This window comes from Microvirga makkahensis, assembly GCF_009830105.1.
GTDB classification, from domain to species: Bacteria; Pseudomonadota; Alphaproteobacteria; order Rhizobiales; family Beijerinckiaceae; genus Microvirga; species Microvirga makkahensis.
On record NZ_WURB01000015.1, the window covers coordinates 95,270 to 106,867 of the forward strand.

An 11,598-nucleotide genomic window follows, 5' to 3' on the forward strand; every position below is an offset into this window, starting at 1 on the left:
TTCAGAAATCCTTATTGATGCGTGTCTTCAAAGGCGGCGTAATCGCTCGTAAAGGAACGCCCAGCCGCTACCAATTCGATGTTGCCCGCGATGCCGGGCGCTTCGCTCCAAGGCTTGGCGAGGGACACCGTTAGGGCATTAATTTCGTTCATGTAGCGGGTCGCTTCGTGGTCGAGTTGCCGCTCCATGGCGGCGATGTCGGGGTAGTATCCGAAGGATGGCCACCAGATGGCGCGGCCGGCGAGATAGCCGTTCGCGCCAGCCCTATAGGCGAAGGTCAAAACGCGCCGGAAGACTTCCATGCTTGCGCCGGCGCTCAGCATCACCCAGGGCTTATCGATGATCTGGGAGATCTGGTTGAACTGAGCCTGCGCCTCACGGGTTTCCGGGCTGTCCACATCCGGATCGGGAAGTGCCGAGGCGACTACCGGGCTCTCAAGCTTGTAGATGTCGACGCCGAATTCCGGGCTCGCAAAATCCCTTAGGCTCTGCAAGACGAGTTCGGGATATTTCTCCTTGTCCTCGGTATAGTCCGTGGTGTGCCCCTGGGATCCCTTGAACGGATAGACGAGAAGTTCGAGCAGGAAGGGAATGTCGTACTTGCGGCAGGCTTCGCCAACCTCGCGCACGAGCCTCTTCTGATGCGCAACGACATCCTGCGTGGCATCGGGCCGGTACCAGAGCAGAAGCTTCACACCGTCGGCGCCCATGCGCTTGATCTTGCCGACGCTCCAGTTCTTCATGAGGCTGGTCTTGCGGCCCTCCGATGTCTCGGCGAAGTTGAAATCCTCCAGCGTGATCAGAAGGCCTTTGCTAGGCTGGATCACGGCCTCCGCCTCGCTGAACCCGTAATCCGGGTCGATCAGCAGTGCCGAGCCGAGCGGCAGGAGCTTCTTGGCGAGCGTCGCCTTCGCTTTCGCGAGATCCTCGTATCCGGGCTCTCGCGGCGCCAGTTTCGGGGCGAGTGCTTTGAGCATTGGCGGACGCTGGTCGACGGCGACCATCTTGAAGCGTCCATCATTGTCGGCGAGCCTCCGCATACCGCGGAGCTTCCCTGCTGAGATCTTCATAACCGTTCCTTCATGCAGACGGCAGCCGTCCGTTGCGGTTGGCGGGTGCCGCAGATAATTCGAGCGTTCCAGCGTCAGCCGTTGACAACCTTCATGGCCTCACTGGCGCGCTGGCATCCTTGGTTCAGGAACATCACGTCGTTGCCGAGGATGATCATGTCGACACCCTTCTCAACGAGCTTGACTGCGTTTTCGGGTGTTGGCGGAATGCAGGGCGCCATCACCTTGATACCGCGGGCGTGGCACTTCTCGATGAGTTCGTCGAGTTTCTCGTTCACCTCCGGGTTCGACATGGAGTAGTCGATCGGGATGAGCCTAGAGAGAGAATAGTCTGCGGGTCCGAAATTGATGACGTCGATACCCTCCACATCGAGAATGGCGTCGATGTTGTCGAAGAACTCGAAGCTTTCCGCCATTGGGATCACGAGAGTCTCCTTATTGGCGCTCTGCGTGTAGGTCGACCACTTGAAGTCTGGTCCTGCGAAGCCTGCCGCGCGCACCGAGGCGTCGCCGCCCCGTCGACCGAGGGGTGGAAACTTCGCGGCGCGTACAATGGACTTGGCCTGTTCGGCGGTGTTGACCTGTGGAATGATGACGCCTGCCGCGCCGAGTTCGAGAGACTTGCGGATATCCCATTCGATCGTGCCGCGCGTGCGGATCAGCGGCGCGATGCCGGAGAGTTTCGCTGCGAGGATGAGCTTCTCCAAATGGGTGTCGACATTCACAGCCGTGTGCTCGGCATCGATGAAGGCGAAGTCAAGGCCCCAGTTTCCGGCAATCTCGATGGCAGCGTTCGAGCCGCTGTACATCGTCATGCCGAAGGTCGGCTTGCCGGAGCGGAGTTTCTTTGTGAGCGTTTCCTTCTCGGTCATTCTCTTTCTCGTCTTGAAGTGTTGGAGAAATGTGTTCGTGCGCCTGAACGTCAGGCCCTTTCGGTCATGAATCCGTCGAGTTCCTCGCGGGTCGGGATGCCGGCCCGGCCGCCCCAGCGCGTGCATTTTAAGGCCGCCGCTGCTCCTGCGAAGCGGCCCGCACCTTCGGTGGGATGCCCCTCTGCTAAGGCGAGCGCGAAGGCGCCATGGAAGACATCGCCTGCGGCGAGGGTGTCCACGGCTTCGATCGGGAAGGCGCGCACGCGGCGGACTTCGCCATGCTCCAGCCATGCGAACCCGTCCGCTCCCAGGGTGACGGAGACGATGCCTTTCGTCCGGCTCTGAGCTGCGCGCAAGCCGCCTTCGATGTCGTCCGTCCCCGCAAGGCGCCGTAGGGCCGGAGCGGAGAAGACTGCATGAGAAGCAAGACCGATGAGCCGCTCGACCGCATCGTCGTTGGTCAGGTCCGCGTCGAGGACGCTCGGAATGCCGCTTTCGAGCGCCATGCGCAGAACCTTTTCCGATGCAGCGGGCCAGCGCACGTCACACAGCACCGTGTCGATGTTCCTGGGCAGCTCACTGGGAAGCCACGACGGGTCGGTATCTAGCTCTCGGTCCGCGAAGGCGATGATGAAACGCTCGCCGTTATCGTCCACCATGACGGCGGAGACGCCCGTGCGACGACCCGGAACGCGGCGGATCGTGGACGTGTCAACGTTGTATTGGGCCAGCTCCGCGATAACGCCGGCCCCAATCCCGTCGTCACCGACTCGGGCCCAAAGGGAAACGTCCCCTCCGAGACGGGCGATGGTAACGGCTGCATTGGCAGCGGGGCCGCCGCCCACCTGCCGGAAATCCTGCGCGAAAACTTTGGTGGGCTCGGCAGGGAAATGATCGATGGCAAACATGTTGTCGAGAACGGCCACGCCCACGCAAAGCACACGGGCTGGATCAGTCGGTTTTCTCATTGCCGGACCTTAATTCCGTATTTCGGAATTCATGACTAATTGGTCCGTATTGCGGTTGTCAATCCCAGAATTATGTTTCCGTTCAGGATGTGGCGCGCTATAGGAGCTCGTCATAAGATTGCGACACGCTGTGTCTGCATGAGGAACAATGGCCAAGACTAACCAAAACAAGAGTTCTGCGGTTTCCGAAGTTCAGGTGAACGACCGGGGATCCCTGAAGTCGATGCACAAACTCATGGCGGTGCTGGACTGCTTCTCCCGGTACGACCGCTCTCTGACGCTTAGCGAGATTTCGGCCCGATGCGGCATGCCGAAGACCACTGTTCACCGGCTCGTCAGCAGCCTGAGGGAGGCAAAGCTCCTCGAACAGGACAAGGAGCGCGACCGTTACCGGATGGGCATCCGCCTTTTCGAGTTGGGCAGCATCGTTCTGGGCAACATTGACGTGTATCGCGAGGCGCGGCACTTCGTTGAGCGGCTGATGAGCGCCACCGGCGAGAATTCGCATCTATGCGTTTTCGACGGAACCAACATGGTCAGCATCGAGCACTTGGAGCCGGGCGGCAACAGCGTGAACTGGACTACGACCCTGTCCATTTCGCCATCGTACTGCACCGGGGTTGGGAAGGCGGCTTTGGCTTACCAGGATCCGTTCGCGGTGGAGAGAGTCATTCGCACTGGGCTTGTGCCCTATACACCCACCACGATCACGGATCCCGACCAGCTCCGCGAGGAACTCGCGCGCACCCGCGAGCGCGGCTATTCCATCGACGAGGGAGAGCATCAGCCGGGGATTCGCTGCGTGGCAGCCCCGATCTACAATTCGGCCGGCCGTGTCTTTGCGGCGATCAGCGTGTCCGGCCCCAAGGAGCGCGTGACGCACGATAAGCTCCCCGCCCTAGCGGCGCTTGTGGTCGCGACGGCCGATCAGATTTCCCGTCAGCTTGGCTTCGATAAGAAGGCTTGAGGGTTCAGTTTCCGGAGTTGTTCATGTCTGCCTTGCAGCTTCCCCGTGGTGTGCTGGCGCCTGTCACGACCTCCTTCGATGCCCAGGGAAACATCGATGAAGGAGCCTACATCGCGCAGCTCGAGTGGATGGAGCGGCAGGGCGTTCACGGCGTCGTCGTGGGCGGCAGCACGGGGGAGGGCTATACCCTCTCTGAGGATGAGCTCGCCCGTCTTGTTCAACTGACGACGGAGACCCTGAACGGGCGCTTGCCGGTCCTGGCCAGCATCATCGCCGACAGCACCCGGGCCGCGGTCGACAGGGCGAGAATCGTTGACAGGTTTTCCATCCAGGGAATTCAGGTCGCCCCACCTCACTATATCTTCCGGCCGTCCGATGATGGGATCGTGTCGTTCTACGCTGCCGTCGCGCAGGTCACGAAGCTGCCTCTGGTCATCTACAACGTCATTCCTTGGACCAACGTGACTCCAGCCTTGGCGGCGAGGATCATGGAGGCCGTGCCGCAGGTACAGGCAGTCAAGCAGAGCGACAAGGACTTCGGCACCTATGTGGATCTCGTGCGACAGGTCGGAGCCGAACGTGTGTTCGCGGCTATCGATGGGGGCCTCATGAGCTGCTACGACGTGGGAGCCATCGGGTCCATCGCGGCCATAGCCAGCGCCGCCCCACGCGCCTGCGTGGCTTTGTGGAATGCGGTCCAAGAGGGCGACCGGGAGCAGGCTCTTCTGCTGCACAGGCAGTTGCTTGACATTTGGATGGCGGTTTCGGCCCCGAACCTGCCGGCTCAGGTCAAGACCGCTCAGAGCCTCCAGGGCGTTCCCGTCAGCTTTCCCCGCTCTCCCATGATGGCATCGAACGAGACCCAGCAGACTGCCATCGCTCGAGCGCTCTCGCCCTTCCTTTGAGCGCCCAGCCATTCCGGCAGGCCGCCACGGCGATAGCGGGCCATCCCGCTGCCAAACACGTACGGGCCTTTACACTTCCTAAGCAAGCAGCTCGGGAGGATGGCTTGTAGTTTCTGCATGCCAGAGGAGACTTTTGCCGTCTCCCGCTCGGTTCCTCTCCCCCTAGGCTTGGCCATCGTTCTAAACGGAATTGACATCTGACATGTGGGGTGCATTATCTTTGCATTCCGCATTCCGGTCCAGAGTTCTCTATTCCGGGCTTTGGCGGTCAAGAAGAACATTACGGGAGGTAGATCGTGAACCTGTTTTTGAAGCTCCGCAGCGTCACGCTCGCTACGGCCTTTGCCGTCGCCGCCGGAACGGCTGCATCCGTGCCGGCAAAGGCCCAGACCCTAGGCGAGATTGCCCAGAAGGGTACCGTGACGATCGGTGTACTCACCGGCATCCCGCCCTACGACACGGTGGATGCCAGCGGAAAGACCGCAGGCTTTCTGGTCGATCTGGCCAATGACGTGGCCAAGAACCTTGGCGTGAAGGCCGAGATCGTGCCCGTGAACAATGCCTCGCGCGCGGCGGCTCTCGAATCCGGCCGCGTCGACATGCTGATCGCCCACATGACAGCGACGCCGGAGCGCGCCAGGACGTTTCTTATGACCAATCCCTACGGGGCGTATGAAATGCGCTTCGTTGCCCGCAAGGACATGCCGCTGAAGAAGCTCGATGACCTCGCCGGAAAGCGCGTTTCAGTTCCCAAGGGCAGTACGCAGGATGCGGCGGTGAGCGGCTTCGGCATCAAAGGTCTTGAGGTCGTTCGCTTTGACGACGACGCGCTTGCGATGCAGGCCCTCATCTCTGGCCAGGTCGACGCGACGGCGGCAGTGGCCGCTGTTGCCAACGACGTGATCAAGAAGAACAATCTAACCGATCTCGAAGTGAAGTCCGACGTTCCGATCTTCACGCTCTACTGGTCCATGGCCGTGCGCAAGAACGCCAACGAACTGCACCGGTGGCTCAACAACTACATCTACTACAGTGAAGTCAGCGGTTCTCTGGGGGACCTGCACCAGAAGTGGGTCGGCATTCCGATCCCCGGTGGCAAGCTGCCCACGTTCTGATCGGTTCGCGTCACGGGAGACATCCCGTGACGCGTCCGCTCCCCGCAGATGCATCTCGCGGGAGCATTCTCACGGTTGCCAACCTTTCTCTGTCCGGCGTTGCAGGCGCCCAACGTGAGCCGATGTGAATGGCCTACCAGATGAATTTCACGCCTGTGATGGCGCTGGCGCCCCAACTCGTGGAAGGAGCGCTCAATACTTTGATCCTTTCGGGTCAGGCCATCGTGGCAGGTCTCGCGATCGGCGTCGTAGGTGCTGTCTCGCGCACGGAAGGACCCCGCTGGCTCGACCGTGCCGTCGGCGTTTACGTCGAACTCTTTCGCAATACGCCGCTGCTGGTGCAGCTCTTCCTGATCTTCTTCGGGCTGCCTTATGTCGGCGTGCGGCTGTCAGCGAACATGGCGGCGATCATCGCCATCGCGCTGAACCTCGGTGCATACTCAACCGAGATTCTGCGGGCGGGTTTGCAGGCCATTCCGCGAACTCAGATCGAGGCCGGTCTGGCGCTCGGCCTGTCGCGCCTTCAGGTGGTGCGCTATGTTGTGATCATTCCTGCCCTCCAGATCATCTATCCCGCACTGACAGGGCAGCTCACGCTTACCCTGTTGGGCAGCTCGATCGCCTCGGCAATCTCTGCCACCGAGCTTACGGCTGCAGGAGCCAGGATCGAGTCGACAACGTTTCGCAGTCTCGAAACCTTCCTGTGCGTCGCTGTGATCTATATCGCAATGACTTTCGCGTTCAGGTTCGTCTACTGGCGCATCGGCATGTGGCTGTTCCGGCGCAAGGCGCCGCCCAAGCCGTCGCTTATTGCCGATGCCATCGAGGTTTCGAGGGCTGGCGCATGATCAGATCATTCGGTTGGGAGAGCGTCGAGTTCCTGATCCGTGGCGCAGGCTGGACCTTGCTTCTGTCGCTCATGACGTTCGTCATAGGCGGATTCTTCGCGCTGATCTTCGCGCTTCTGCGGACGTTGGGACCCAGGCCCGTGCGTCTTGCGATCGCCGGCTTCATACAGCTGGTGCAGGCGACGCCGCTGCTGATCATCGTGTTCCTGGCCTTCTATGGCCTGAGCTTCGTGGGGCTTCATTTCCCGCCCATGGTGGCAGCGGGTGTCTCGCTGGCGGTTTATACGACGGCTTTTCTGGCCGATATCTGGCGCGGCTGCATCGAGGCGATTCCGAAACAGCAATGGGAAGCGGCCGACGCTCTTGCGCTGACACGAACGCAGCAACTGCGCTACGTCATTCTTCCGCAGGCGTTCAAGATCTCGCTCGGCCCAACAGTCGGCTTCATGGTGCAGATCGTCAAGAATACATCCGTGGTCGCACTGATCGGTTTCGTGGAACTCACCCGTGCCGGACAACTTCTCAACAACATGACGTTCCAGCCCTTCCACGTCTTCCTGACGGTTGCCGCGATTTACTTCGCCATCTGTTATCCGCTGTCCTTCCTGAGCGAACGTTTGAAGGGGAACCGTCATGCCCGCCCTGCACATTAGCGAAATCAAGAAATATTTCGGCGCGCTTCTGGTTCTCGACGGGGTGTCGCTCGACATCGAACCGAGCGAAGTGGTGGCGGTGATCGGACGCAGCGGATCGGGCAAGAGCACCATGCTCCGCTGCATCAACGGTCTGGAGAAAATTCAGGCTGGCTTGATCGAAGTGGCTGGACACCGGATCGGCCCGCAAGGCGGCGACCTGCGCAGTCTGCGCAAGGAAGTCGGAATGGTGTTCCAAAGCTACAACCTCTTTCCGCACCTCACCGTCATGGAAAACGTGACCCTTGCGCCCAAGGTGGTCAAAGGAGTCGACCGCAAGGAGGCAGAGGCGATCGCACACGACGTGCTGCGTCGCGTCGGGCTGGCCGAGAAGAGCGGGGCCTATGCGGACGAACTCTCGGGAGGGCAACAGCAGCGCGTCGCTATTGCCCGTTCCCTGGCCATGCAGCCCAAGGTTATGCTCTTTGACGAGGTAACGTCCGCTCTCGATCCCGAACTGACCGGCGAGGTTCTGAAGACGATGGAAGAGCTCGCGGATGCGGGCATGACCATGGTGCTGGTGACACATGAAATGGGCTTTGCCCGCCAAGTCGCTGACCGCACCGTCTTCATGCACAAGGGAAAAGTATGGGAGCAGGGACCCTCGGAGGAGCTGTTTGCCAACCCGCAAACCCCTGAATTGAGAAACTTCATTGCCCCGAGCCTAAAGTGATCTCATCCAAAAGTCGTGGCTGTGTTGTTCCCAGGGCTGACGCAGCGGAATTGACAACGCCATTCGGTGGCTATTTACTTGTACGGTCCGAAATACGGAACGGTGATCCGAATATATGGCGCCGAAGCGCCAATAAGCAAACCGGTGCTGTAACCCAGCGCACCGGGCCGACAGAAAACTAAAGAGGTCGCTTCCCACCGAATGTGGCAAGGCGAACGACGTCACTGGAGGATCCCATGAAGCTAACCCGCCGCCTCGTTCTTGCCGCTGCCGCGGTGTTCACCCTCAGCACTCCGGTGCTGGCGCAATATCCCGAACGGCCCATCACGCTAATCGTGCCCTGGGCGGCGGGCGGCGGAACGGACGCGACGGCCCGCACAGTGGCGTCGCTCCTCGAACAGGAGCTTGGAAAACCGATCAACGTGGTCAACCGCACGGGCGGGGGCGGCATCATTGGGCATACCGAAATCGCCAATGCAAAGCCTGACGGCTACACCCTGGGCGTGATCACGACCGAGCTCTCCCTTTATCACTGGCTGGGGACATCGCCGCTGGACTACAAGAACTACACGCCGATCGCTCTCTATAATACAGACGCACAGAGCATCAACGTGCGCCCCGACGGGCCCAAGGACCTGAAGGAGCTGCTGGCCAGGGCAAAGGAAAAGCCCGGCTCCCTGAAGGCTTCCGGCGCCAATCGCGGCGGCGCGCCTCATCTCGCGATGGCGGGTCTTCTCAATGCCTCGCAGATGCCCGTCGATACGGTTCCGTGGGTTCCAACGGACGGCATCACGCCTGCGCTGCAGCTGCTCACGTCGAATGCAATCGCCGTGGTGGGAACCACGATTCCCGAAGTGCAGGCGATGGTCGACGCAGGCGAAGTGAGGACGCTTGCCATCATGCGCGCGGAGCGCGATCCCTCCTTCCCGAATGTGCCGACCGTCAAGGAGGCTGCTGGCGTCGACTGGTACCTGTCGTCCTGGCGCGGCATCGCGGGCCCGAAGGATCTGCCGGCCGACGTGGCGAAGCGGCTCTCGGACGCCATGGCGAAAGTCGTTGAGAAACCTGAGTTCAAGTCGTTCATGTCTGCCCGGAAGTTCGGCATGGACTACGCGGACGCACAGAAATTCGCGAAATTTTTAGCGGATGCGGACGAGCGTTTCGGTACGGCCATCAAGGCCGCTGGACTTGCGAAGTAAACCGCGAACGGAAGCTGTCCGTCATGAGCAAAGCTCCGTTTCTGGCAGGCGTGATCCTGTCTCTTGCGGGAGCAGGCGTCATCATGGAAGCAATGCGCCTTCCGGTGATCCCCGGCCAGACCTATGGGCCGGGTCTTTTCCCCACGGTGATCGGCATCGGGCTGCTGGTTTTCGGTGCCGTCTACGCCCTGAACGCGCGGCGCCCGACGGAGCCGGCGATCGTTCCGGAAGCTGAGTGGGCTGCGCCCGACGCGGAGGAGGGGAGCGCTCCGGAGCGCCCCTTCTATGGGGCGCTTGCATGGCTCATTGCCGGGCTCGCGGGAACGATCCTTCTGTGGGAGACCGCAGGCTTCGTTCTGCTGATGTCGGTGGTTCTGATGGTCTTCATGATCCTGCTGGGCGTGCGACTCTGGCTTGCGGGTCTCGTCGCCGTCGCGTCCACGATCATGGTCTATGCGATCTTCATCAGAATCCTGACGGTTCCTCTTCCGTCCGGCCTGCTCGCGCCGCTGGGTTTGTGAGGCAGACATGCAAACGCTTCTTGAGGCCTTCGGACTCATCGCGGATCCTCAGGTCGTCGTCACCGTCCTGCTGGCTTCCATTTTCGGGCTCTTCGTCGGCGCCATTCCCGGGCTGACAGCCACCATGGCGACGGCGCTTCTCGTGCCGATGACCTTTTTCATGGATCCGCTGTCGTCGATTGCCGCCATCGTCGCCTGCACCGCCACGGCCATCACCGCAGGCGATATTCCTGGCTGTCTGCTGCGCATTCCCGGCACGCCCGCTTCCGCGGCGTATACGGACGAGACGTTCATGATGACGAAGAAAGGGCTCGGCGCGCAGGCTCTGGGCTCCAGTCTCGTGTCCTCCGTCATTGGCGGTCTGTTCGGAGCCGTCGTCCTGATGGTCGCAGCGCCCTCGCTGGCGCGTGTCGCCTTGAACTTCTCGAGCTTCGAATATTTCTGGCTCGCATGCATAGGCCTTTCCTGCGCGGCGCTTGTGAGTGCGTCGGGCCTTGTCGCCGGATTGCTGTCCTTGCTCATCGGCCTTCTGATCGCATGCGTCGGCATGGATGTGATCAGCGGCTCGCCCCGCTTCACGTTCGGGTCCGTGCAACTCATGGGCGGCGTTAGCTTCGTGCCGGCCATGATCGGCATGTTCGCCATCTCTGAGCTTCTTGACAGCCTTCTGAACGGAACGGCTCGGCAGCGTTTTGCGAAGCCCCAGAAGATCACTGGCATTTTTCATGGTATCCTTCCGCTCATCTCGAAATACCGCAGGAACGTGGCCCGTGGGTCCATCATCGGGACCATCATCGGCATTCTGCCGGGAGCAGGCGGTGATATCGCGGCCTGGATCACCTATACCACGGCGCGCCGGTTCTCGAAGGAGCCGCAGAAATTCGGCACGGGACATCCCGAAGGCGTCATCGAGGCAGGCGCGGCGAACAATGCGGGCCTGAGCGGCGCCTGGGTGCCGGCGCTGGTCTTCGGGGTCCCCGGAGACGCGGTAACTGCCATCGCCGTCGGCGTGCTGTTTATGAAGGGCATCAATCCCGGTCCGCGCCTGTTCGAGACGCAGGGAGCGATGCTCTATGCAGTCTTCATGATCTTCCTCATTGCCAATATCGCGCTGCTGCCGATCGGCTGGTTCGCGATCCGCGCAGCCAGCAAGATCCTCAGCGTTCCACGCCCTCAACTCATGGCAGTCCTCCTGCTGTTCTGCATCGTCGGCTCTTTCGCGATCAACAACACGGTCTTCGACATCGGCGTCATGCTGGTCTTCGGGGTTCTCGCCTTCGCCCTGTCCAAAGCCGGCATTCCCATCGCGCCCATCATCCTCGGTATCGTCCTCGGACCGCTCCTGGAGCAGAACTTCCTTACCTCGATGACGATTGCGGACGGCAGCGTGATCGCGTTCTTTGAGCGTCCGATTGCCGGCATCCTTGGCGTGTTCGTATTGCTGCTGTGGAGCATCCCGCTCGTGAGCGCTATCCTACAATTGTTCCGCCTCATGTTCGCTACAAAACCCGTGAAGCTGACCGGATAAGTCTTCAAGTCGGGTCATTCCTGCAAGGCGAACCATGCGCATCGATCATCCAAGATGGGAGATGCCCTTCCACAGGACCTCTGCGTTGTGAGTTTCTCAAAGAAGAAACGGCCGATGCGCATGCTGATCGTCGGCTACTGCTACGGCATCCGCTCGGAGCGCAAGCTGTGCGAGGAGGTCTCGCGTCATCTGGCCTATCGATGGTTCCGCCGGCTTGATCTAGATGACGCGGCGCCGGAT

The 11,598-nt window shown here is 60.9% G+C and carries 12 protein-coding genes and 1 pseudogene; 10 read left to right on the plus strand and 3 right to left on the minus strand.

The window, feature by feature from the left end; translation table 11 throughout:
• Window positions 1-11: 11 nt before the first annotated feature.
• The 3 genes from GR328_RS18320 to GR328_RS18330 all read right to left on the minus strand — a co-directional run bounded on the left by GR328_RS18320 (window position 12) and on the right by GR328_RS18330 (window position 2,910).
• Window positions 12-1,070 carry a tagatose 1,6-diphosphate aldolase gene (locus tag GR328_RS18320; protein ID WP_160886301.1) on the minus strand — a complete coding sequence of 353 codons (1,059 nt, stop codon included), beginning with the start codon at window positions 1,068-1,070 and terminating at the stop codon, window positions 12-14.
• 74 nt (window positions 1,071-1,144) lie between these two features.
• Entirely contained in the window at window positions 1,145-1,942 is a 798-nt protein-coding gene (locus GR328_RS18325; RefSeq protein WP_160886303.1) for an HpcH/HpaI aldolase family protein, read from the minus strand.
• A 50-nt stretch (window positions 1,943-1,992) separates the two neighbouring features.
• Window positions 1,993-2,910: a PfkB family carbohydrate kinase gene (locus tag GR328_RS18330; RefSeq protein ID WP_160886305.1), complete on the minus strand. Its 918-nt coding sequence runs from the start codon at window positions 2,908-2,910 to the stop codon at window positions 1,993-1,995.
• 148 nt (window positions 2,911-3,058) lie between these two features.
• Between GR328_RS18330 and GR328_RS18335 the strand changes: the two genes are divergently transcribed.
• The 10 genes and pseudogenes from GR328_RS18335 to GR328_RS18380 form a co-directional block, all read left to right on the plus strand.
• On the plus strand, window positions 3,059-3,877 hold the full coding sequence (locus GR328_RS18335; RefSeq protein WP_160886307.1) for an IclR family transcriptional regulator: 819 nt from the start codon (window positions 3,059-3,061) through the stop codon (window positions 3,875-3,877).
• 23 nt (window positions 3,878-3,900) lie between these two features.
• A complete protein-coding gene (locus GR328_RS18340) occupies window positions 3,901-4,782 on the plus strand; it encodes a dihydrodipicolinate synthase family protein (RefSeq protein ID WP_160886309.1) in 882 nt (293 codons plus the stop codon).
• Between the two features lie 296 nt (window positions 4,783-5,078).
• Window positions 5,079-5,897, plus strand: a complete 819-nt coding sequence (locus tag GR328_RS18345) for a transporter substrate-binding domain-containing protein (RefSeq protein WP_160886311.1) — start codon at window positions 5,079-5,081, stop codon at window positions 5,895-5,897.
• A 128-nt stretch (window positions 5,898-6,025) separates the two neighbouring features.
• Complete coding sequence (locus GR328_RS18350; protein WP_160886313.1) at window positions 6,026-6,745, plus strand: amino acid ABC transporter permease; 720 nt, start codon at window positions 6,026-6,028, stop codon at window positions 6,743-6,745.
• Complete coding sequence (locus GR328_RS18355) at window positions 6,742-7,398, plus strand: amino acid ABC transporter permease (RefSeq protein WP_160886315.1); 657 nt, start codon at window positions 6,742-6,744, stop codon at window positions 7,396-7,398. Before GR328_RS18350 ends, GR328_RS18355 begins: the two co-directional genes overlap by 4 nt.
• Entirely contained in the window at window positions 7,379-8,110 is a 732-nt protein-coding gene (locus GR328_RS18360) for an amino acid ABC transporter ATP-binding protein (RefSeq protein WP_160886317.1), read from the plus strand. The genes GR328_RS18355 and GR328_RS18360 overlap by 20 nt, the downstream gene beginning before the upstream one ends.
• Before the next feature lie 236 nt (window positions 8,111-8,346).
• Window positions 8,347-9,309 (plus strand): Bug family tripartite tricarboxylate transporter substrate binding protein, encoded by a 963-nt coding sequence (locus GR328_RS18365; RefSeq protein ID WP_160886319.1) that lies wholly within the window; start codon window positions 8,347-8,349, stop codon window positions 9,307-9,309.
• Between the two features lie 23 nt (window positions 9,310-9,332).
• Complete coding sequence (locus tag GR328_RS18370; RefSeq protein ID WP_160886321.1) at window positions 9,333-9,830, plus strand: tripartite tricarboxylate transporter TctB family protein; 498 nt, start codon at window positions 9,333-9,335, stop codon at window positions 9,828-9,830.
• Window positions 9,831-9,837: 7 nt separating this feature from the next.
• Window positions 9,838-11,358: a tripartite tricarboxylate transporter permease gene (locus GR328_RS18375; RefSeq protein ID WP_160886323.1), complete on the plus strand. Its 1,521-nt coding sequence runs from the start codon at window positions 9,838-9,840 to the stop codon at window positions 11,356-11,358.
• 114 nt (window positions 11,359-11,472) lie between these two features.
• Window positions 11,473-11,598 (plus strand): annotated as a pseudogene (locus tag GR328_RS18380) (transposase); the annotation flags it as partial.